The sequence below is a fragment of the Streptomyces stelliscabiei genome (assembly GCF_014873495.1).
GTDB classification, from domain to species: Bacteria; Actinomycetota; Actinomycetes; order Streptomycetales; family Streptomycetaceae; genus Streptomyces; species Streptomyces bottropensis.
Genome location: NZ_JADBGF010000003.1, coordinates 1 through 22,005, shown reverse-complemented (window position 1 = coordinate 22,005; position 22,005 = coordinate 1). Strand labels below are relative to the sequence as shown.

Here is a 22,005-nt window from a genome sequence, read left to right as displayed (position 1 = left end):
TGCTCGCCGGTTCGGGTGAATCGTAAAACGGTGGGCGAGCGGGGGTAGTGCGGTCAGGAGTCGGGGGTGCCGGGTGGGGTGTGGTTGTCGCAGATGGGGCCCAGTAGGTGGTCGATGGGGACGTCGAAGGCGTGGGCGAGGGCGTGCCAGGTGGTGACGCTGCCGGTGGTGCGGCCGTGTTCGAGGTCGATGAGGGTGCGCCGGGCGAGGCCGCTGCGGGCGGCGAGTTCGTCGAAGGTCCAGCCGCGCGTGTCCCTCAGTCGCGCCAGTGTCACGCGCAGCGCTGTGAGGTCGGGGTCGGGCGGCAAGATCGTCACTCCACCATCCGACGGTGCAGACCCCTGCCCTGTCAGTGCGGGTTTCTGCACTATCGAGGCGGGTGGACGACGGACGGTTCGACACTGCGGGAGGGCAGGGATCTGCACTACGGTGCGGCCGACTCCCGCTCTTGCACTGGGAGGGCACGGCACCTGGACAGCACGGATTCGGAGGGGAGGGCAACGGGTCGATGCGCGTTGCCAGCACGCACGCCACGGTGCAGCGCATCTGGACGGTGGAGCTGCGCCCGCAGCCGGGCGGACCAGCTTTGGCCTGTCCTCGCTGCACACTGCATGGCCACCCCGTGCAGGCCGCCTCCGCACGGTCCGCGGCCCTGACCCATCTGGCCCGGCACGCCCGCACCGACGCTCTGCCGGGGCATCTGCGTACCTGCCAGTGCAGGGCACGCGGCTGCCAGTGGCATCCCCGCCACCGCGGCTGCGCAGGACCGGTGCTCCTTACCCTCACCCGCGACCGCAGCGGCCGCACCTGGCGTCTCGCCGACGCCTGCGCCGCCTGCGCGGCCGCCACCAGTCACACGGCCGTCGTCCCCGCCACTCTCCTCGCCCCGCGCCCTCCCGGACGCGCTCGGTGCCGGCCCGAGCCGCCGGGCGGCCCGGCCGAACGCACCCGCGTGCGGGAGATGCTCACCTATCTGGCAGCGGCACTCCCCCAGTTCACCTCCCCCGCCGCCCGCCTGCTCGCCCTGCAGTGCGCCCTGCGCTCCGACACCCACGGCTGTGTCCAGCTTCCCGGTGGCCTGCTGCGCGGCATGCGGCTGCACGGCCGCAGCGAGCTGTGGGAGGAACTGGAACACACACGCTGGCTACGCCGCACGGCGGGTACGTATCCGCGTACGCAGGCGCAGCTGCTCGATGCGGCAGTCCTCTCCCAGCAACCGGGCAGCCGAGCCCGGGCCCGCGCCGCACACTGGGCCCTGCGCCCCACTCCCCTGGCACCGCCAACCGGACGGCCTGCAGCTTTGCAGCTGACCGCACTGACCCTTGCCTCGCACACCTCGGGGGGCGCCGGCAACACCGACATGACTGTGCTCGCCCGCCTGTGCGGACACTCGCCCCACCAGGCCGCCGAACTCCTCGACCGGCTGACGGCAACACGCACACTGACCATTTGGCGCCACGACCGCGAAACGGACGAGGTCTTCTGGCACCTGCCTCAACAGCACGGCACAGCAAGGGCCAGTGAGCCTCGACGGCACTGACTGCGGTGCGTGGATGACAGGGCGGCTGAGCGCAGGACATCGCCCGAGCGGAACAACCAGCTCCGCCCGCACGTACTATCGCTACACAGGGACAGACTGCACCATGTGCGGCCACCCATGACTCAATCAAGCCCTGCGGAATCACCGCCCAGCCCAGGCGCTCGCTCTGGGGGTTGCTTCAGCCTGCGGCCGCGCCCCGAGGAAAGGCCAGCATCATGCCTGACGCCCAGACCGCCACTACCGAACTGACATCGCAATACACGGCACAGGTGGCAAGCGACCTTGAGCGCAATGCCAAGGAGCAGGACCGCATCGGCGCGGAAATCGACGCGCTGCAGGAACAACTGGTCGCCCTGCAACACGACCACACCGTGCTGACGAGCATGCAAAAGGCACTTGGCGCCACAGACACCGCCGCGCAGCCTGCCCCCGAAGCGGCGGCAACGCCCTCGGTACCGCGGCAGAAGACCACCGCGCAGCCCGGTGCGGGCAAGCAGGTACGGGCCAAGAAGACTGCCGCCACGCAAAGCGGCGAGGCGGTCAAGAAGCCAGCCGCCAAGAAGCCCGAGGCCACAGCCAAGGCGACGGCAGCGAAGGCGGCCCAGACCACCCTCGTCGAGTTGATCCGCCGCCACCTCGCCGATCAGAGCGAACCCCGCTCCGCAGCGGAAATCGCCACCGCACTCGGCCAGGCCCACCCCGACCGCGCCATCAAGACCACCGTCGTACGCACCACCGTCGAAGGACTTGTCGCCAAGAGTCACGCCCAACGCACCAAGCAGGGCAGCTCCGTCTACTACACCACCACCGGCACCCCGGAACCGGCCGCAACCGCGACGGCCCCAGTCAAGGACCAGCCCGGCACCAACTGATCACCGAGCACTTGGGGCCGCTCCAGAACCTGCGGCCGGTAAACCACCCCAGAATCCTCGTCCGCCCCTGCACCAGCGTTCACGAGCCCGGGGACGCGTCGTGGCGAGGTGCCTGTAGCGGCCTCACTCCATGATCCAGTTGCCCGGCAACCCGCAACGCCACCGAGGCAGCCAGCGTGCTTCAGCGACGACGTCGGCCAGGCCGGCAAACGCCCCGAGCCCCCAGAGGCCATCGGCAGGCCTGACAGATCCTGGTGGACGACGAACAAGCTCAGGCGGTGCGGCCCGCCGTGGAGAGGACGGGGTCGGTCGGCTCGAGGGCCAGGTAACTCTCTGCCGTGGCGGCTTCGAGGAGCAGGGGCTTGTCGGGGTCGTCCACGCGTACGGGAAGAGGCGGGTCCGTGAGCCAGCTGTCTTCCGGGTGTTCCTCAGCCAGCCGGAAGGCCGTGCTCACCGCCTCACGAACTCGCGTCCGGTACCGCTGCTCCTGCTCGTAGTGGGCTTGGCGAGCCCGACGCGCGTACTGCTCGCGGGCCTCGTCGTCGTCCTGGTCCTGACCGAAGCCGGGGTCGTTCAGGCGGGGGCCGTCGGCGAAGGCCACGGTGTCGGGCATGTCGGTCAGCTGGAGGAACAGGGCCTCACACGCCGCGTAGAGGCGGCGGGAGAGACCGAGGTGAATGCCGGTGCCGGGGATGCGGGCGGCGATAAACGCGGTGGCGTCCGTGTGCGACGCCAGGCTCCCCTCGGTGTCCACCTTCTGCGCGCGCAGCCGACGGCGCAGGCCGGTGGTGAATTCGTCGTGTTCCAGCAGTGTCAGGGAACCGGTGCGGTGACGCCCGCGCTCCGTACGGTCGCGGCGCATCGGGACGACGCGCCGCTGCTCCACGGCCCCGAAGGCCAAGGCCTGGTACGTCAGGAGCTGCTGCCGGGTGACGGCCATCAGGGCCTCGGGGTCATCGGCGACGTAATCCTCCGCGTCGCCTTGCGGACTGCCGGCCGGGGAGGCGCCGGTCTGCGGCCCGCCGTGGAGGTGGGCCGTATGCAGGGCCAGGAACAGGTGGTCCTGCTCCCACTTGCCGGGCTTATTGCCGGGCAGCGACGTGCCGCAGAGGACCTGCCGGTGTGCCATGCCGGGCATGAGGGCGCTGCCACCGTCCAGCTGGATTCTCCCGTTCTTCAGCACCCCTGCGCCGAGTGCACGGGCTGCCTTCGCCTCGATCAGCCAGGGCAGGCCGGCGGCGTGGTGGTTGCCCCACAGGTCGGGCAGCTTGGCAGCCGGGTCGGTGAAGCCGGGCAGGCCGCCCGGACCTCGGGCTTCGAGATGCCAGGTGCTTCCCAGGCCGGCCATCCCGGCGCAGAGCCAGTGCGCCATCGTCATGCCCAAGTGGTAGCCGAAGGCGGAGTGGGCGCTGCGCTCACTGCCGTACTGGTAGAGGGCGTTCACGAAGAGCCTGCGGCCGGCCGCGGGCGCGGGTGCGGGCACGTCCTTGAGCTGGAGGTAGGCCTGGAGGGGGGCGGTACGGGAGATGAGCTCGTTGACGGCGAGCCAGGGGGTGCGGCGCAGCCACGGGGTCAGGTCGCGCCCGACGCCCTTGGCCGCGAGGAGGACCTGCCGCCAGGTCGTGGTCGCCAGGTAGGTCCCGTACGAAGGCATGTCGGCCACCCCCGGCCACGGCTGTGTGGCACCCCTCCACAAAGGTTCGGAGGGCCGCCGCAGCGAGCTGAAGTCGCGTACGACGACGGGTATGTCCAGGGCGTCGGTCGGGCTGAAGGCGAAGTCGGCCGCGTCGTGAGGGGGCTGCATGATCACGCCGACAGCCTGACATGGGGCACGGACATCAGCCGCAGCTTTGGCCGAACGGTCGGTGAGGAGAGCGGGCACCGGGAGAATTTGGCCAAGGAGTGACGCATGCAGTGATCGTTGGCTGTCTGTACGCCCTGACTGTTGGAGTCCGCGGAAGCGCTCACCAACCGCTTTCGTCTCGCCTAGAGCCGCAGGTCAAGAAGCCTGTTCCCCGCGCACGTGGGGATGATCCCCGGACGCTGGGCCGGTTCTTCCACGCGGGGAGCTCAGCGTCGCCTGCCTCTGGCCGCCCCACATACCGGCCGGATGACGGACTCACCGCTCGGCAAGCGGTCCTGTCTGCGCTGGAAGCGCGTCGAGATGATCAGCACCGAGCTGTTTCCCGCGCCCGGAGGCTGGCCACTGAGCGGCCGCGTGTGAGGCCCGGCCTCTTGGAAATTGCCGGTAGAGCCCCGCCGCAGGGCGTCATGAGGCGGGTGCCGCGGCACTGCCGTCATCGTCTTGCTGCCATCCGAAGACATCGGGGTACGCCCTCGCCCAGTGGGGCAAGTCTGGTGCGGATCAGGCATTTTTCTTCCTGTTGGGGTCCAACTTCGGTTGTTGCGCTTCAATATGGGTGAGGCCGTCCGTGTTCGGCATGTGACGTGTACGTGGGACGGCGTGCCGTTCCGTCCGTGATGGTGGAGGGCAGGGTGTGGCGGTCGCTTCGCCTGTGGGTGATCCTGCTCGGCGTTTCGGCGGGTGGGGCGGGCGCAGCACTGGCAACCTCAGCCTGGCTGCCTGCAGGCTGGACGGCTGCCGTGGCTGCTGTTGCCGCTGCGGTGACCGGTGTCTTCGCCGATGAGACGCGGACTGCTCTCTCGGCTCACCGTCAGCAACGTCACGCCGCTGCGGCCCGCGGGAGAGAGCTGGCCGCTCGAACGATGCGTGTGCGGGACGCGGTGGATCCAATCAGTTTGGGGGTCCATCCTGCGGCGTTGCGTCGTAGCGCCCGTCAGGGGGCCACCCGAGTGCCTGCGTTCGTCAAGCGAGACCGCTTCGACGACGTCGTGCGGCGGATCCGGCAGGGGGGCTTTGTCCTGATCGTGGGTGACTCGACGGCCGGCAAGTCCCGGCTGGCCTACGAGGCCATGCGCATGGCTGTTCCCGAATTCGCCCTGTTGCAGGCGCGGCCGTCGGACGACCTGCAGACGCTGTCTTCCACTGTCAGCGGGACCCGGCGTTGTGTGGTGTGGTTCGACGAATTCGACCAGTTTCTGCGAGCCGGAGGCATCACTCTGGAGATGGTCAAAGCGATGCTCGCTGGTCCGGAACGGCAGGTGGTGCTCTTGGCGTCGATGCGCAGCAAGGAGTACGACAGGTACAGCGCGCGGCAGCGTGACGTCACCGACGCAGCAACCTGGCGGGCCGGCCGTGAGGTGCTGCTCCATGCCGGAGAACCGGTGGAGCTGGATCGTCTGTGGTCACCGCAGGAGGTCGGGCGGGCCCGGGAAGCGGATCGGGATCCGCGGCTGAAGGCGGCGGCTCAGGCATCCGATCGATTCGGGATCGCCGAGGTGCTGGCGGCAGGTCCGGAACTGCTCAACGACTGGACGCACGCCTGGCACACGGGTGAGCATCCGCGCGGTGCCGCGTTGGTCGCCGCCGCCGTCGACTGTCGGCGTATGGGCTTGCACCGGCCCGTGGACGCATCGCTGCTGGTGCCGTTGCACGAGATCTACCTGTCCGCTCGCGGCGGAGCCGTCCTGCGTCCGGAGCCTCTGGAGGACGCGCTGGCGTGGGCCACCGCGCCGGTGCAGGGGGCAAGTAGCCTTCTGCTGCCTGACCAGGGCCGCTATCTGGCGTTCGACTACTTGATCGATCTTCCCGGACTGTCGGCCATACCGGAAAACAGCTGGGAGGTACTCCTTGCTGCTATAGCGCCGGAGGAGGCCTTCGACGTCGGCTGGGCCGCTGTAGACCTGATGCGGCCGTCCATCGCGCTGGGAGCTTTCGACACAGCCCGCCGGCATGGGGTTCCCGATGCCGACTATGCGCACGCCATCGCCCTGGGCAATGCAGGACAGCCGCTGGCAGCCGTACGCCTGCTGCGCCAGTTGCACCAGGAGCGTGATGCTCTGCTCGGCCCGGATCACCCCGACACCCTCGCTGCACGCCACGACATAGCGCGGTACCTCGCTGAGGCGGGCCGGCTCTCGGAAGCCGTCGTTCTCCTCGATCGTCTCGCCTCGGACCGACAGCGCGTCCTGGGCCCCCGTCATACGGCAACTTTGGTGACCCGTAGCAGCAGAGCCAGGTTTCTGCGCGACAGCGGAGACGCCTCGCAGGCACTGCACCTGTTTCGGGAACTGCTCCCCACCATGACGGCAGCCCTGGGATCGGCTCATGTGGACGTCCTGCTGGCGCGTCAGGAACTGGGCCGAACTCTCGGCCACCTCGGTCGGACCTCCGAAGCCCTCACCTGCATCACCGAGCTATTCGAGGACCAGGAGCGCATTCTGGGCGCAGCGCATCCGCACACCCTCAGCACCCGCTTCGAACTGGCGCTCTTGGTCGCCCGTTCCGGTGACCTTCACCAGGCCATCCGAACGCTGCAGGCTGTCCTGGGCGACCAGGAGCGTGTTCTCGGTCTGCATTCACGCACTCTGAGCACCCGCCATCAACTCGGCAAGCTCCTGGCAGAGACCGGTGAGCCGGAAAGGGCCTTGGAAGTCCTGTCAGAGGTACTCCGTGATCAAGAGCGTTTCCACGGCGCCTCCCACCCTCGCACTCTGGCAACCCGATATGACCAACTCCTGGTCGCACGCCGCACGCAGGGCGCACAGCCGGCTGCGGTTATGTTGGCCGCACTACAGGAGGACTGCCTTCGGGCGCTGGGCAGCAGTCATCCTCTGACGCGGGCAGTCACCACGGCGGCCACCTGACGCAAATCTCGACGCCCGCACTGGTCAACCCGTCCCTTACAAAGGTTGCGCGGAATTTCGTAGCCGCCGAGTCGAAGTTGATGCCGGCTTACCGCCACCAACCGCAGCCGCGTGTCAGTATGCCCTGTTGCTGCATTGGGCCGCAGTGTCGCCGCCCTCTGCACTGCGACAGCCGGATCAGTGACTTCGACGGCCTCGCCGCCAGCGCCGGACAGGTAGGCGAAATACCGCTTCGGCTTCGGCAACGGCCGCAGCAGCAGCACCAAGCTCACGCCGACGAGACGGTTGCTCTCGTCGAACGAGCCCACGCTCGCCGACCGCCAGTCCGGCTTCACATTCCCCCACGAGAGCTGCTCAATGCCAGCCCCAACCGGCGGCTGGAGTCAACGCATAGAACCTCCACCAATCCCGGGGAGCGGTGCACCGCCAGTGCGCCGGGCTACACGACGTCCATCATCGGGAGGTGATCACTGTGATCATGGTGCCCATGAGCGTGAGTCCGGCCAGGCCGACGCCGATCGGCACAGCCCAGGTCGGATGGTGGTGTACAAGATAGACGAGGCCGCCGAACAGCATCAGGCCGACCAGCCCGAAGAGCAGGCCTACGAGCAGCACAAGCGTGGACATGAAAAGTTCCCCTGCCGCACCGCCAGCTCCGGTGGCGGTGCGGATGCGCCGAGACGCCGGAGCAGCGCTTCAGTCGGTGTGACGTTGGGTGGGGTCGAGGCGGCTGAGGACGGCGCGCACGAGGTCCCGGCTGTAGGGAAGGAGCGGTGTGGCCGCGCCGTGCGGCGTGGGCGGGTTCGTCGGAGGCGTGCTGCCAGCTCTCTTCGAGCCGGGGCCGTCGTGCTGTTCCCAGAGCAGGTAGGTGATTTTGGCCCACTGGCGGAAGTTGCCGTGGCAGGCGACGTCGTCGATCCACAGCAATTCCTCTGCGGGTACGTCCGCCCACAGCGGGTGGTACTCGGGAATGATGGTGAGGACTTCGGCGGGTGTGAGGGGCTTGTAGCGCTGCCAGACGAGGATGCGGGAATCCAGCGCCGGACGGTTCTTGATCTTCTGGTAGCAGGTTTCGGCGCCGACCATGACGACGGCGAGGCGGGTGTCCTCGTCGTCCCAGAGCTCACGGATGAATTCGAAGGCCCGTGTGTCGAGCCACTGGGCTTCGTCGACGACCAGGACGCGCGGGGTTTCCGACAGTGCTTCCTTGAGGATGGTTTCGCAGCGGGTGCTGTTGAGGGGGGCCTCGCCGGGTAGGTCGAGCTTTTTGTACAGGGCGGCGCGCAGGGCCTGGATTTTGGCGGAGCCGACTTTGATGCGCAGGGTGGTGTGGGGGGCGAGGTCGTCGAGGTGGCTGTTGACGGCGAAGGTCTTGCCCAGGCCGACGCCGCCGTGGACGCACATGATGGCGCCTTTGCCGGCGTCGGCGTTGAGGCTGGTGACGAGGTTGGCGTAGGTCTCTGCGCTGGCCTGGGTCAGCATGGCGCGGGCGCCGGGCAGGCCCATGTAGTGGTAGTTCGGGCCGGCGGTCGGCTGGTTCTCGGGCGTGGTCGGGTGGGTCACTCGGTGTCCTGGGGCTTGGGGCCGGGCCGGGGTTTCGTCCATCGGGCGGAGTCGGGCTGGGGCCGGTTGAGGAGGTCGGGCCGGGCCTCGGCCTGCAGGTGACCTTCCGGTGTCTGCAGTTCGCGTAGCTGGGCGGCTGCCTGGCTGGCGGTGAGCCGGTTGAGGGGCTCGGGCGCGGCGGCGATGCTGGTGGCGGCGTAGCGGGGGTTGGCGTTCTTGCGGGCCCGGCGGGCTTTGGCGGCGTAGCGGTCGGCTTCGCGTCGGCGGGCGTTGCGTAGTGCGCGGGATTGCCGGGGGCTCATCTCGTCGCTGCGGAAGGCGGAGCCGCGGTAGCTGAGGGTGTGAGCGTCGTAGAGCTCGACGCGGTGGTAGTGGTGGGGTTCGTGGCGCAGGCGGACCATCTCGCCGGCGCTTGAGTGGCCGTGCATCCAGTCGCCGACGTAGTAGGCGCTTTTCCAGCGGACGCCCTTGCTGGTGATTTTCAGGGGTGGGCCGCCGTCGGTGAGGGTGTAGGTGTGCAGGTCGGCGGGGTCGAGGGTGTCGATGGGGGTGAGGTCGGCGTGCCAGGCTTGGGCGGGGGTGCGCCGGTGGAGGCGGGCGATGGTGTGGTCGTTGTTCCACCAGTCCACCCAGTCCAGGACGACGGTGATGAAGGTTTCGTAGTCGAGGAGGTCGTCCAGGGCCCACAGGGGCTGGCCGCGGCGGTCGCGACGGCTTCGGGGGGTGTGGGCGTAGCCGGGCAGTCCTTTGAACAGCATGTGCTTGGCGGCGCCGTTGATGGCTTCGACGGTGCCTTTGAGGTGGGGGCTGTAGGGCGGCAGGACGATCAGTTCGGTGCCGAACTTTTTGAACGCCTCGTCCACGCACTTGCCCAGGAAGTCACGGCCGCGGTCGGTGCGGATCTTGCGGGGGATGCCGCCGAAGGGCCGGTGGTGATCCGTGCAGAGGATGGCGTCGCGGGCGGCGGCCAGGATGGCGTCCTGGCTGGGCTGGTGGGGGGTGATGGCCAGCCCGCAGATGACGGCGGTGGTGTGGTCGATGAACCAGGTGATCCAGGGTTTGCGGCGGCGCCCGTCGACGTTGACGAAGACGCTGGCTTCGACGTGGTCTGTCTCCCAGACGTCGTTGCGGTTGCCGTGGGGGCGCAAGGCGTGCACATCGTGTCGGCGGCGGGCGGCTTCACCCCCTCTGAGGGCGACACGCTGGCCGGGGCTGAGTTCCCGGTCTACGGCGCGGTAAAAGGTTGCCTGGGATACGCGGGGCGGGTTGCCAAAGATGCCGTCGGCGACGAGTTCGCGGTAGGTAGCTGCGGCGTTGCCGTTCCATCGGGCCAGGGCTTCATGCATGGCCGGCGTGAGGGTGAAGTGGCGGCGGCCTTGGGGGGTGTAGGTGCCGTGGTGGGCGTCGGCGTTGTCCATCCATCGGCGCACCGTGCGCCAGTGGACGTCGAACCCGGCGGCGACGGTACGGACATCGTGGTGAGCGAGGCGGTCTGCGGCGCGCAGGCGCAGCAGTCGGCGTACGGCGGCGGCGCGCAGGGAGGTGAGGTCGTAGGGGCCGGTGGGTGGTGGTATGGCTGGCACGGGTGTTCGGGTGGCTTCCTTGGGGTGGTGGGCGTCGGGGCGGTGGGTCAGGCGGGGGCGAGGGTGAGCAGGCCGGCGCCGTAGGGCTTGCCGCGGCCGATGCCGGTGAGTAGGGCGTGGCTGAGCTGGTGGGGGTCGGTGATGGTGGCCAGGCCGTCGAAGCGGGTCAGTGCGTGCATGGGGCCGGGAGAGTGGGCTTGTTCGCCGGGCTTGTCGGCGCGGCGGCGTGTGCGGGGGAAGCGGGCGGGGGTGATGTCGGTGGTGGTCAGGGTGAGGCCGGCTTGGTGGGCGCGGCGCTGCCACCAGGCGAGGGCGTCGTCGCCGTGAAGCGCGACGACTTTTCTGCCGTGCTTGTTGTCGACGGGGTGGTGGTCGTCCAGGACGCGGCGGGCGGCGCTGGCGTTGGCGGTGATGCGGTAGCGCACCGCTCGGCCGGGGGTCAGGGCCTGGAACATGGGGTGCAGGGGTCGGGTTTCGGCGGTGCCGTAGTGGTGGGGCAGGCGGGTGAGGTCGGGCGGCTGGTGGGACTGGACGAGCAGGGTGGGTGGGGTGTCGTCGGTGGCGTCTTCCAGGCGGAAGAGCAGGCCGGCCTGCTGCCGGGGGTTTTCGCCGAGGTCGTCGGGGGCCAGGAGCATCACGCTCTTGTGCAGGCTGACGGCGTCGGCCAGGTCACGGCGGGCGGCCGGGCTGCGGCGGTTGAGGCGGATCCGGGTCAGTGTCGCTGTGGTGGCGAGGGCGGCGGTTGGGGTGCTGGTCACGGGGTGGCGTCCTGGCGGATGTAGGCGGTCAGTTCGGTGAGTGCGGGCGGCGGGGCGTACAGGGCGGCGGGCAGGGGTTCGGTGGTGTGCCAGGTGCGGCGGGTCTTGTGGAAGCGCCGTGTGGGAGTGAAGTCATGGGGGACATCGGCGACTTCGCGTTCGCTACGCGCGGCAGGCACGTGGGAGGGCGGGTGTTCCCAGACGAAGGCGACAGGCACGGTGGCCTGGTCTGCGCGGGGTGGTGTGGTGAGGCTGAGCGGGACGTGGTGGAGGAGTTCACCGACGGGGTCGGGGCGCGGGCCGCCGAGGACGAGGGGTTCGTTGGGGAGGCAGGCGCGCCGGCCGAGGTAGGGGCCGAAGGCGGGTTGTTCGAGCCGCTGAGTGAGGTGTTCCAGGAACGGGTCGGGTCCTTGGACGGCGAGGGTGAAGACGGCGTCGGCGAGGTAGACCCGTTTGGTGATGAGGGTGGACTTCTCGCGGGGGCGGTAGGCGCCGCTGCTGGTGCGCAGGCCTTGGCGGTGCGGGCGGCCGCCGCCGACGGTGTGGTAGTCGGTGTGCCGGGTGCCGGGGCGGTCGACGCGGACGGTGAACGTCAGGTCGGTGTAGGGGGTTTTGCCGGTGGCCGGGTCGGGGGCGAGGGCTTCGTTGCGGGGGCGTGCGTCGGCGGCGGCGAACAGGCCGATGAGGGCCGAGCGGGAGGGGAAGGGGAGAGTGTCGCGGTAGTGGAAGGCGGCGTGTTCTCCGAACGACATCAGCGGTGCGGCCAGGCGCAGCAGGATGCCGTTCATACGGGGGTACCGGTGGGCAGGGCCGCGTTTTTGGTGAGGGCGTCGATGAGGTCGTCGAGGCCGGCGTGGGCGGTGCCGAGGTGGTCGACGGGGCCGGGGTGCAGGGTGGCGTAGCCGCAGCCGACGAGGCGGCGGGTGCCCAGCAGCCGGTTCAGCCCGGCGGCGTGCTCGGACAGGGCTGTGACGGCGGGGGCGGTGTAGCCGCCGCCGGGGGCGTGCTTGACGGGCTGCTCGAAAGCGGCGGCGTAGGAGACGGGGCGGCGGTCGCGGATCGTGTAGTGGACCAGGTGGGGGTAGGTGTGCGGGGCGGTGGAGGTCTTCTTCGCGCCGGGCATGACGTCGATGAAGGCGTCGGCGAACAGGCGCAGCAGGTGCAGAGCCTGTTCGTGGTCGCCGTTCAGGTTGCGGGTCAGTTCGGTGAGGTTGACCGTGGCGTAGCGGTAGAGCAGGCCGGTGGTGAAGAACGCGGTCTGCAGGTGGGCGCTGCCGGCCTCGTTCGGGGCTGCCCAGTCCTCGACGGCGGTGAAGTAGTCGGGCTGGGGTGAGCTGGCGTGGACGGTGAAGGCGGGTGCCATCTGCACGGCGCCGTCGACGTGGGCGTCGGGCACCTCGGCGAGCATGCGGCCGAAGAGGTTGATGGTCGCGGTGCGCCGGCGGATCACGGAAGCAACCCTGGGCGTGGGCAGGACGGCCTCCGCCTTGGGCTTCTTGCGGGTGCCCTTGGCCGGGGCGGTCTGTGCGGCGGTTTCCTTGGCGAGGGCTTCTTCGAGGTGCGGGCGGTGTTCGGTGCACAGGTCGGTGAGGTCGTCGAGGACGTCGCGCGGCAGGTAGAGGGTGGCCGAGGTGATGCCGCGCTGGTTTTCCTCGGTCTTGAGGCCTTCCGTGGTGGCCGAGCGCACGATCTGGGTTCCTGCGAAGGCGGCCAGGTCGGGGGGCCAGCCGGCCGCGCGCAGGGCGTCGGCCACCCGCAGGGGCAGCATGCGGGTGCGGGCGGCGTGCTCGTCCAGGACGTCCTCCAGGCGCAGGCGCACGGCCCGCTTCCAGGACTGCGAGGACACCAGGGCGCGGACTACGCCGCCCAGTTGCAGGGTCTTGGGCAGGTCGTCCTCTCCTCGGTTGAGGAGGGAGGCGGGCAGCGGGTGCAGGATGTGGAAGTCGGCGTAGCGGGCGGGGGCGTAGGCGGTCATGTCACTGCTCCTTGGATGTCAGGGTGTGCAGGGTGAGGAAGTAGTTCTCGCGCCAGCGGGCGGCGGTCTCGAGGTGGTCGTCGTCCCACCAGGCCAGGTCCTCCAGCAGGACGGCGAAGTCGAGGCGGGCGGCGCCGCGGCTGTTCAGGTGGCCGGTCAGCGTCCACAGCCTCGGGTGCAGCAGCGAGGTGTCGAGCCGGGTGAGGGTTTTGACGCGGTTGGTCATGGTGGCTTCTTTGAAGCCGTAGCGGGCCACGGCGATGGCGAGGTGGGTGCCGAGATCGGGACGGCGGCGCCAGGGCCGCTCAGCCGTGCTCGCCGCCGGTGCCGGACCCGACGGGTTGGATGCTGGAGCGGTGTTCGCGGTCGGTGTGGTGGCGTCCTGGTCCTTGCCGGGGGCAGGCTGTTCCGGCTGGTAGGGGCCTTCTTCGTGGGGCAGGTCGGGGTGCAGGGCGATGAGTGCGGCCACGGTGTAGTGGGCGCGGCGTGCTCCGAAGCCGGCGATGTGCCGGGTGAGGTGCTCGGGCATCCGGGAGCACTCTGCGACGGGCCGTCCGAAGCCCGAGTTGAGGTCGGCGCGGATGCCGTTGACCGCGCACAGGGTGATGACCTGGTGGACGAAGTCGTCGTAGTGGGCGCGGCGTTGCGCGGTGGTGACGGGCATAGGGGCGGCAGCCTCCGAAGGCGGCAAGAAAGAGTGGGCAGAGGGATGTGGTGAGGGAGGATCAGCGGCTGCGCAGGCGCAGCTGGGCCAGGGCGGTGGCGACGGCTTCCGCGGCGCGGAAGTGCTGGGCGATCGCCGGGCGGGTAGCGGTGCGCAGGGCGTCGATGGCGTCCGCGGCGAACGCCGCGCGGGCGCTGCGGGCGGGTTCGTTCAGCAGGTTCCAGAAGGTGGCCTCGGCGCGGGGCCAGTACAGGGTGCGGGCGCTGCGGGTCCAGGGCGGCAGGTGGCGGGGGCTGCCGGCGTTGGTGGTCTGCTTCCAGGCTTCCTGGGAGAGGCTGTCGAGGTGGGCGCCGATCTCTTCGGCGGCCTTGCGGCATGCGGCGATCCGCTCGGTCGCGGCTGGGTCGCATTCCTGCATCCAGGGCCAGATCGGCGGGGTCAGGGCTGTGTACCAGGTGCGGTTGGTGGTCTTGCCGTCCTGGTCGAATCCGTAGACCCGCACCCGCAGGGCGGCGCGCAGGTCGGGGGGCAGGTCGTTGAGGGTCGTGAAGGCGTCGGGTCGCTGGACGGTGTAGCGGCCTTTTCCGCTCTTTGCCTGGGTGCCTTTGCGGTCGTCCTCGTCGCCCGCCAGCAGCAGCGCGTCCAGGTCGCGCCACAGGGCCCGGTCGGCGTCCGCGCGGCGTGGTCGGTGGCGTCGGGTGACCGGTTCGTCCGCATGGAAGTGATGGATGAGGTACGGGTCGAGGGCCGGGAGTTTCTTCTGGGTGGCCCAGGTCAGGTAGGCGTCGGTCACGTGGCGTCCGTCCGGTGCGGGGATGAGGAGGACGGCGTGACGCGAGCGGCCGGTCAGCAGACGGCCCGGTGAGGACACCGGCGGCGGCGCGGTATCGGGGTCCGGGCCCTCGACGGGGTCACCGTCGTCGTCGGGGTCGGGGTGGGGCAGCGGTTCCTCCCACGGGCAGTGGTCCACTGTGTCCGGCCAGGACGAGTCGGGCTTGGGGATGCCGGCCAGGAGGGTCTCGTACAGGGTCCGGCCCAGGGGGTGGAAGGACAGACTCGAGCGCAGTGGGCCGGCTTTAGCCCGGTTGAGGGAGCGATCGCCTACGGTGCGCACGGACCATTGTCCGGCCGCGCCGTAGTAGTGGTGGATGAGCATGTGCCACAGCGCCTGGGCGCTGGGCACCGGCTGCGGGTTGGTGTCCGTATGCGGGCTGAGCCAGGAAAGGTTGTTGCCCTCGGGACGGCCGAAGACCAGCTTGTTGACGCCGGCGCGTTGCGGGCACTGGCTGGCCAGTCTCGGGTCTTGCAGGAACGGCCGCGCCGGGTGGAACAGGTCCCAGATGTAGGCGTCGAAGTAGGCGTGAACGGCGTTGGGGTCGAACCCGGCGGGATGCGCCAGTAACTCCCTTCGGCGGGCAGCCCACTGACGTGCCGTCATGCGCCCCGGTCCTCGTGCGTCCAGGCCGCTGACCCGTGCGGCCATGACCACGAGTAGGCGCAAGACGGCAGATGCCGCCGGCGGGACGGGAAGTGCCAGGTCCTTGATGAGGTGGGCGCGCAGCAGCACGTCCCGCCATCCCAGCTCCTCCTGGTGCCCGTCCGGGAAGAGGACGGGAATACACGGTTCTTTGTCGGTCTCAAAACGCGGGGAAGACACACAGGATCCATTGCAGGGTGCGAACAAAAGAGGGACTTCAGGGAAGATTCGTGCGCCGGGGCGGGAATTCTGCGCACGCTATGACGCCGGGGGCGCATCAGGGCGGCAGGAAAGAGAAGGAAGGGGAGACTGTCAGGGCGCGGGCCGGGTCAGGCCACACCGACGTGCCGCCCCGGCTACACGGGGACACCAAGGGTGTGGTGCACACAGCGCAGCAGGCAGGGCGCGCGAGACCGGACTCGAACGTCAGTCCGGCTCCGCGTTTCCATATTAGCTATAGACAAGCAGCTTCCGAACCACATAGTTCAGCCGAAAATTACCGGTCGGTTCCCCTTTTTTGAACGTAAGTCATTTCCGGACCGCACTCCTCAATCCGTGCCGACGGTGCGACAACTGTCACTTCTCATTTCAGTGTCACCGCCGGTTCTCGCTCAGATGTCAGGCATTCCTGTCTGGCCCCAGCTAGCGGCAGGGTGGCATCGGATGAGAAGCCCTGGCGGCCTGGGATGAGAATTCGCCGCCTTCTGTCTTCTGGCATCGCGCTGCTGCGTGCCTCGGGCAGGAAGATCCGGCCTTCCTGCAGCGGCGATGCCCGTGAGGGGAGTTCGGGCGGGCGGTGTGAGGCGGGAAGCGGCTCAGTCTTCGGTGTGGACGAGTCCCAGGGCGTCGTCGAGGTGCAGACGGTGCCGGCCGAAGCGCACCGGCCGGGAGGGGTCGCCGGCGTCCTGCGGGAGCAGGACGAGGTCGGCGAGGAGGGCGTGGCTGCGCCAGGAGGCGGGGATGTGGTGGTCTCTTGTGCGGCCGGCGACCCAGGCGGCGGGGACGGGCAGGGTGTGCTGGAGGATCGTGCGGATCTGGGCGGTGGTCGGTTTGCGGTGCTCGGGCAGCGGCCGGGTGCCGGCCGCGTCCAGAGTGAGGCGGCCGCCGGACATGCGGTAGACGGGCAGGAGACGGCGGGGCATGGCGCCCAGGCGGGTGGCGGCCTCGCGGGGGTGCAGGTTCTGGCGGTGCAGGTCGGACAGCGAGAGGGTGTCGTGCCAGGCCGGCACGAGGTGCAGGGCACTGTGGTGTTCCTCGGTGCGGGTGCGGGCCTGGTGCAGGGTGTGGCTGCGGCGCAGGGCGGCGTCGGTGCGGGCGAGGGCGTCGGCGTCTCCGTGTACGGCTTCCACGAGCTGCTGCACGTCGTCGGGCAGGGTGAGCGGCTGTTCGGGCCGTCGGGCGAGGTAGGCGGCGGTGGCGAGCGGCAGGAACGGGGAGTCCAACGGGCGCCAGGCGGGCGGCAGGAGGGTGCGGCCGCGGTGGTCGGTGGGCTCCAGGACGATCAGGCGGGGGACGTCGCCGCAGAGCCAGTCGGGCCGCTTGATGTGGTCGAAACGCCACAGGCGGCCCAGGCGTTGCAGGAGGGTCTGCAGGGGGGCCAGGTCGCTGACCATGACGTCAACGTCGACGTCCAGGCTCATGTCCAGCAGGCTGGTGGTGATGACCACCAGCCTTCGAGGGCGCTCGCCGGTCGCCGACAGGGCGGTGCGGACGCGGCGGGTGAGGGCCTCACGTTGGAAGCCCGGCAGGCGGGCGTGCAGCAGGAGCAGCTGGCCGTCGGGGCCGCCGTCCGGCCAGTTGAGGGCGGTTGTCAGGTGCGCGTAGGTGGTCTGGGCGTCGGCCATGGTGGCGCAGTAGACGGCCGCGCAGCCGCCCGAGCGGGCGACGGGGGCGATCTCCTGGGTGATGCGCCCCAGTCGGCTCTCGCGGGCCGGGGCGTCCTCGGGGTCGGTGCAGGAGGGGTGGCGCACCGGGTGGAGACGGAGGTCGGCGCGGCGGCGGTGGCGGTCGGCGTGGGCGTCGGCCGCGGCTGGGTCGATGCGGGTGAGGGAGGCGTCTGAGGCGGCGGCGTAGAGCCAGCCCGGGTAGGGGGGCCGGCAGTCCAGGTGGGCTGTTGCGGGGTGCGGGTGGCCGGCGCCGTCGAGATAGCTGCGCACGAGCTGGCTGCTGATGTGGCCGGGCAGAGTCGCGGACAGCAGCACCACGGGGCAGCCCAGGGCGCCGAGCCAGTGCAGCAGCCGGGACAGTGTCTGCCGCATGAACGGGGGCAGGGCGTGGACTTCGTCGACGATGACGGTCCGCCCGCACAGGGCCAACATGCGCAGGGCGCTGAAGCGGACCGGAAGGGCGGCCATGAGGGCCTGGTCGTGGGTGGCGACGGTGAACTGGGCCAGCAGGGCCCTGTCCCAGCCGCGCAGCCAGCCGTCGGGCACCGTGACGCGTTCTTCGGGCCGCTCCCCCGCAGTCGGCCTGCCCTCATCACCGTAGCCGTCGTCGCTGTCGGGCCAGTAGGCGTCGCTGGTGGAGGGTTCACGGGCGGCCAGGCGGTGGTCGGTGTAGGCGGTGTTGTTGTAGCTGTGACTGTGGACCAGGGAGACCGGGGCGTGCTCGGGATGGTGGGCCGCAACGTAGGCCTCGAGGAGGTCGTAGGCGGCATCCGTGGTGGCCATGGTCGGCAGCAGCCACAGAATGCCTGAGGTGTCACCGGAGGCGTTGAAGATCCGTGCTGCTTCCAGCGCGGTGACGCTCTTTCCGCCACCGGTGGCATCGGTGACCACCAGGATGCCGGGCCCCTTCTCCCCCACCACGGCGGGCAGTTGCCCGATCACCGAGGCCTGCAGGGCGTTCGGCCGCTCCAGGCCGCCGTGCGCCTGGGTGAACGGCACCTGCGGCAGAGTGATACGGACCAGCCCGGACTCCTCGACCACGCCGGGAGCGTCCCGGACGGCCAGGGAAAAGTGCTCGCCGGCGCCAAAGGCCGGCGCCTGGGCCTTGGGCAGCCAGTAGTGGCGCTGGCTGGCCAGCCGGTCCGCGATGACGCCGACCCCGGTGATCAGCACGGCCGCCGGCACCGACACGTCCGCCGGCACCGCGGTGGCGCCGGTCAGATGACGCAACAGGGCGAAGTAGCGGCGGCGCACGTCCTGCCAGGCCGACCCGCCCAGGGCGAGGTTGACTCGAGATGCCTTGGCTGCGCCATCGATGTCGACCTGCAGGAACCGGCCGTGATGGCCGCCCAGGATCTGCGCAATCAACACACCGGGGCTGTCGGAAGTGTCCGCCGGATAGCCTGCCTCGGCCAGCAGCTGCAGCACACTGTGCATGGACGCCCGCTCATGCGGCATACGCGGCCAGTTACAGGTGTCGCTGCGCAGCGTGTCACTGACCCGCGCCCAGGGATGCGCCTCCTGCTCCTGGAACGCGGACAACTTGCCTAGATCGTGCAGGCCGGCGATGAACATCACCTGGCAGCGCGCCTGAGCCAGAGTGAGCCCCAGTCCGGCGGCGATCAGCCGGCGCTGGCCGCGGGTCAGGTACCCGTCCCAGACCGCACCCGCGAGCGCCGCGACATCCAGCAGATGGAACAGCAGCGCATACACCGCCCGCTCTCCGCGGTCGAACTTGCCCCACGGCGACAGGTTGATTCCGTCGCGCCGGGCATCCTCCCGCACCCCCACCGAATGCTCCCGCTCCGCTCTACGTCAACCCACCCTGGAATCAGGGGTGTTTCACCCATCCTGCCGCATGTAGAGCATCTCCCCCCGTACGCGGCCTTGGGAGGTCAGGGTGTAGCCTACGATTCGATCTCACCGGTTTCCTCATCCCCGTGAGGGTGCGCCCCTGCTGGTCATCACGGGCCGCTCAGGGCCCCGTTTCCCCACACGCGCGGGGATCAGCCGTACAGCAGGGCGGCAAGCTGGACGATGCGCGGCCCTCCCCACATAGGTGGGGGTCTGCCCAGTTCCTCGCGGCTGCCGAAGAAGTAGTCGCCGTCTTCCCCACGTACGTGGGGGTTCGTCGGTGAATTGCGCACACCCGGTCCAGCCCACCTTGGCTCCCCACACACGTGGGGGTCTGTCCAGCACGCGAGGAAAGACGGGATACCAGCGGGGCGCCCTCCCCACGTGCGTAGGGGTCGTTCCCCCCGCATCCCGCGCTCCTTCGACGGTGAACTGCCTTCCCCACACACGTGGGGGTCTGTCCACCGTGGCGACCGCTTCTGGCTCGGTGTAGAAGTCCTCCCCACACGCGTGGGGGTAGGTCCTGCCAGGCCGTATCCGCGTCCAGAGATGAGGCGCCTTTCCCAAACGCGTGGGGGTTTCTCCGCCGTCGTACACGCTCCAGGCGATCAAGTGACGCCTCCCCCGCGCACGGGATCGGGCTCGCGCGGGAGCTCCGAAAGTGACCGCGAGGGGCGCGCCGCCGCAGGGCTCGTATCCATCCGCATCAAGCCCACACCCTCCGTTCAGCACCCGCCCGCCAGCAACGCCGCCGGGTCAACCCGCGCCCAACGGGAGAAGCCCAACAGGTAAGCGCAACCACCGCGCTACCGATGCAACCAAATCCCTCTACCGGCCGGGCAGTTCAGGCCGCACCACCAAAGGCAACCGCCTCCAGGCAACGGCCCTCACCAGCACGGCCAGGTCATGCAAAGTGAGCAGAACGTGCCCTACCGGTCTTCAAAACTCCAGTTCAGCAAGGGCCTTCTCCACACGCGTGGGGGTCTGTCCAACTCCGCAGGCCTAGCCCAGAACAGGCTGGAGTCTTCCCCACACGCGCGGGGGTCTGTCCTGCTCCACGCCGAAGCCTCCTACCTCGCCGCCGTCTTCCCTACACTCGTGGGGGCCTGTCCTGCACCTCGTCGGTGGCTCGGTCGTCCTCGGCGCCTTCCCCACGCGTGGCGTGGGGTGTGGACAGTCGTCTCTGCCTGCCTGAGTACGTGCACCCGTTGCCTCCTGTCCGAGGAGCGCACGCGTCGGCACGAGCAGGGGCGACTACGGAGCGGATGCCGGAGACCGCGAGCAACTCGTCGCCGCCAGCCAGCAGTCGATGTACCCCCGGCCGAGTCGGCCCACCCGTTCGGCCAGGAGGACGATCGAGCAAGCCCGCCGTCTCCGTCTCAAGGCACGGAGCGACAAGAGGCCTTGGTACCGGATGCACGCATCACCGTGCCCCAGTCCACTGACGCCCTCGCACCGGCCCCCGCCACAGCGTTGGCACGCAGGTCTGGCGCCGAACACGACGCATGTAAAGTCAGGGAAAGACGACGTGTCGATCTTCAAAACTCCAGTTCAGCAAGGGTCCTCCCCACACGCGTGGGGGTCTGTCCCCGCTGTACTTTCCCGCGGCACACCCTGGACGGTCTTCCCCACACGCGTGGGGGTCTGTCCTGACGGTATGCCGCTTGCATCTCCCGCTCGCGGTCTTCCCCACACGCGTGGGAGTCTGTCCCGGGTCGAGACGAGTTCGCGCACGGTCTCAGCGTCTTCCCCACACGCGTGGGGGTCTGTCCTGGCGGTGAGGACTACTCCTCGTCGTCGACGTGTCTTCCCCACACGTGTGGGGGTCTGTCCCCGGCAACCACAATGCCGACGGTGATGACGGTGTCTTCCCCACACGCGTGGGGGTCTGTCCTGCTACCTCGGCGTGCCGCGGCCCGACGCCACCTCTTCCCCTCACGCGTGGGGGTCTGTCCGGGACCGACACCGTCTGGGACCCGCTCCGCGCGTCTTCCCCACACGCGTGGGAGTCTGTCGTCGTTCACTGGGGCCTGTCGATCAGTGGGAGAGACTTCCCCACATGGGTGTGTCGGACATCCAGAGCACGGTGCGCCGGATGACGTCTTCCCCGCACACGCGGGGTCTGCCAGCCTGGTCGATGACGCTGATCGGGGCGATGTCCTTCCTCACCTGCGTGAGGGTCGTTCCCTGATGCTGCTCTGCGGGGTGCACGACGACTCGTCTTCCCCACACTTGTGGGGGTCAGCCCGCCGTATGGAGCAGCTCGCACACCCGCTCCCCTTCGAGTGCGAGGGTCGTCGTCCCCAAAGTGCGGGGTCGATCCGTCCGCGTCGCTGGCAGGGCGCACTTCACTGGCCCTGGGGGCGAGCTGGCTGGGTCAGCGCCCCAGGCTGGGCTGGGCTTTTGTTCTCTCCCTACGCGCGAGAGGTCAGTGCCTACCGGTACGTTCGGGCGCCGTGGCCGTCGATGCCCCACGGCCGACCTGAAACGGTGGCGCCCGTTCGGCTTCCGCTGCCCTGCCGTCGGTCCCCGCGCAACCGCCCCAGACCTGGCTCAGCGCGCCCAGACCACCGCCCTATGCACCCACTCCGCCTCGACATACGGCAACACCACCAGCAGACGCGGCGGCCGCGCGAAGGCACGCAGCGCCACGAACCGAAACTCATCAGCCACTCCCCCACTGTGGCAAAACAGCCCTCACCCAGGCAGCCGAAATATCCCCACGCGTGGCACGCTCCCTTCCCCCGCACTGCCCCGCTCGGCCACCGGCAGGCACACCCGAATCTTCCGGACACCGAAGCGCGCGACACCTGAGCCGGCCGCACAGCGAACGACCAGCAGAGCCGCGCCACTCGATGCCCCAAGCGAACATGCCCCAAGGCACCGCCGGACGACCGGTCGCCGAACCGAGCATCCAATAAGATTGGGATAGAAAACTGCAGGTCAGACGGCCATTCCTTTGGGCTTCTCATTTCACTGCGCTGGAGATTCTCAATCAATGTCACCAAGCCTTTTCACCTGATGTCACCGGTTCTGTGCTGTGACCAGCAGAGATGCATGGCATCCAAGTGAGAACTGATGGTGATACCGAAATGAGAAGTCGCA

General features: G+C 69.5%; 16 protein-coding genes and 1 CRISPR repeat array. Of the genes, 3 read left to right on the top strand and 13 right to left on the bottom strand.

The features are described 5' to 3' along the window. Positions 1-53 precede the first annotated feature (53 nt). Positions 54-317, bottom strand: coding sequence for a helix-turn-helix domain-containing protein (locus H4687_RS45715; protein WP_046702854.1), 264 nt, complete (start codon positions 315-317; stop codon positions 54-56). A 191-nt stretch (positions 318-508) separates the two neighbouring features. On the opposite strand from H4687_RS45715, the gene H4687_RS45710 reads away from it, so the two are divergent. Further along, the gene (locus H4687_RS45710) at positions 509-1,540 is read left to right on the top strand and encodes a hypothetical protein (protein WP_046914080.1); all 1,032 of its coding nucleotides are present in this window, start codon (positions 509-511) and stop codon (positions 1,538-1,540) included. A gap of 215 nt (positions 1,541-1,755) precedes the next feature. Then, on the top strand, positions 1,756-2,412 hold the full coding sequence (locus tag H4687_RS45705; protein ID WP_046914081.1) for a hypothetical protein: 657 nt from the start codon (positions 1,756-1,758) through the stop codon (positions 2,410-2,412). A 271-nt stretch (positions 2,413-2,683) separates the two neighbouring features. On the opposite strand, the gene H4687_RS45700 is transcribed toward H4687_RS45705, so the two are convergent. Beyond that, the gene (locus H4687_RS45700; RefSeq protein WP_192781853.1) at positions 2,684-4,222 is read right to left on the bottom strand and encodes a hypothetical protein; all 1,539 of its coding nucleotides are present in this window, start codon (positions 4,220-4,222) and stop codon (positions 2,684-2,686) included. A 1,004-nt stretch (positions 4,223-5,226) separates the two neighbouring features. Between H4687_RS45700 and H4687_RS48345 the strand changes: the two genes are divergently transcribed. Further along, on the top strand, positions 5,227-7,140 hold the full coding sequence (locus H4687_RS48345; protein WP_050399414.1) for a tetratricopeptide repeat protein: 1,914 nt from the start codon (positions 5,227-5,229) through the stop codon (positions 7,138-7,140). Here H4687_RS48345 and H4687_RS48670 read toward each other — a convergent pair. From H4687_RS48670 to H4687_RS45640, 11 genes are all read right to left on the bottom strand, one after another. Further along, positions 7,101-7,448 carry a hypothetical protein gene (locus H4687_RS48670; protein ID WP_225968472.1) on the bottom strand — a complete coding sequence of 116 codons (348 nt, stop codon included), beginning with the start codon at positions 7,446-7,448 and terminating at the stop codon, positions 7,101-7,103. The genes H4687_RS48345 and H4687_RS48670 overlap by 40 nt on opposite strands. A gap of 145 nt (positions 7,449-7,593) precedes the next feature. Beyond that, positions 7,594-7,767, bottom strand: coding sequence for a hypothetical protein (locus H4687_RS45685; RefSeq protein WP_159026078.1), 174 nt, complete (start codon positions 7,765-7,767; stop codon positions 7,594-7,596). 69 nt (positions 7,768-7,836) lie between these two features. Next, on the bottom strand, positions 7,837-8,703 hold the full coding sequence (locus H4687_RS45680; RefSeq protein ID WP_046914083.1) for an ATP-binding protein: 867 nt from the start codon (positions 8,701-8,703) through the stop codon (positions 7,837-7,839). Continuing rightward, positions 8,700-10,286 carry an integrase catalytic domain-containing protein gene (locus H4687_RS47870; RefSeq protein ID WP_046914084.1) on the bottom strand — a complete coding sequence of 529 codons (1,587 nt, stop codon included), beginning with the start codon at positions 10,284-10,286 and terminating at the stop codon, positions 8,700-8,702. The genes H4687_RS45680 and H4687_RS47870 overlap by 4 nt, the downstream gene beginning before the upstream one ends. 47 nt (positions 10,287-10,333) lie before the next feature. Then, positions 10,334-11,044 carry a type I-E CRISPR-associated protein Cas6/Cse3/CasE gene (gene cas6e, locus H4687_RS45670; RefSeq protein ID WP_046914085.1) on the bottom strand — a complete coding sequence of 237 codons (711 nt, stop codon included), beginning with the start codon at positions 11,042-11,044 and terminating at the stop codon, positions 10,334-10,336. After that, positions 11,041-11,832: a type I-E CRISPR-associated protein Cas5/CasD gene (gene cas5e, locus H4687_RS45665; RefSeq protein ID WP_005477207.1), complete on the bottom strand. Its 792-nt coding sequence runs from the start codon at positions 11,830-11,832 to the stop codon at positions 11,041-11,043. The genes cas6e and cas5e overlap by 4 nt, the downstream gene beginning before the upstream one ends. Further along, a complete protein-coding gene (gene cas7e / locus H4687_RS45660) occupies positions 11,829-13,019 on the bottom strand; it encodes a type I-E CRISPR-associated protein Cas7/Cse4/CasC (protein ID WP_005477209.1) in 1,191 nt (396 codons plus the stop codon). Before cas7e ends, cas5e begins: the two co-directional genes overlap by 4 nt. Before the next feature lies 1 nt (position 13,020). Continuing rightward, complete coding sequence (locus H4687_RS45655; protein ID WP_005477211.1) at positions 13,021-13,683, bottom strand: type I-E CRISPR-associated protein Cse2/CasB; 663 nt, start codon at positions 13,681-13,683, stop codon at positions 13,021-13,023. Positions 13,684-13,744: 61 nt separating this feature from the next. Then, on the bottom strand, positions 13,745-15,340 hold the full coding sequence (gene casA / locus H4687_RS45650; RefSeq protein WP_233443632.1) for a type I-E CRISPR-associated protein Cse1/CasA: 1,596 nt from the start codon (positions 15,338-15,340) through the stop codon (positions 13,745-13,747). Positions 15,341-15,975: 635 nt separating this feature from the next. After that, complete coding sequence (locus H4687_RS45645) at positions 15,976-18,837, bottom strand: CRISPR-associated endonuclease Cas3'' (protein ID WP_046914087.1); 2,862 nt, start codon at positions 18,835-18,837, stop codon at positions 15,976-15,978. Positions 18,838-19,052: 215 nt separating this feature from the next. Beyond that, the gene (locus H4687_RS45640) at positions 19,053-19,193 is read right to left on the bottom strand and encodes a hypothetical protein (RefSeq protein ID WP_159026106.1); all 141 of its coding nucleotides are present in this window, start codon (positions 19,191-19,193) and stop codon (positions 19,053-19,055) included. Positions 19,194-20,464: 1,271 nt separating this feature from the next. Continuing rightward, positions 20,465-20,916: a CRISPR direct-repeat array (repeat unit 25 nt; unit sequence TCCCCACACGCGTGGGGGTCTGTCC). Positions 20,917-22,005 lie beyond the last annotated feature (1,089 nt).

Excerpts from the sequence above, each read along its gene's own strand:
- H4687_RS45655 (WP_005477211.1), bottom strand. The coding sequence starts at position 13,683 with ATGCCCGTCACCACCGCGCAACGCCGCGCCCACTACGACGACTTCGTC.
- cas5e (WP_005477207.1), bottom strand. The coding sequence starts at position 11,832 with ATGAACGGCATCCTGCTGCGCCTGGCCGCACCGCTGATGTCGTTCGGA.
- H4687_RS45705 (WP_046914081.1), top strand. The coding sequence starts at position 1,756 with ATGCCTGACGCCCAGACCGCCACTACCGAACTGACATCGCAATACACG.
- cas7e (WP_005477209.1), bottom strand. The coding sequence starts at position 13,019 with ATGACCGCCTACGCCCCCGCCCGCTACGCCGACTTCCACATCCTGCAC.
- H4687_RS45710 (WP_046914080.1), top strand. The coding sequence starts at position 509 with ATGCGCGTTGCCAGCACGCACGCCACGGTGCAGCGCATCTGGACGGTG.
- H4687_RS45685 (WP_159026078.1), bottom strand. The coding sequence starts at position 7,767 with ATGTCCACGCTTGTGCTGCTCGTAGGCCTGCTCTTCGGGCTGGTCGGC.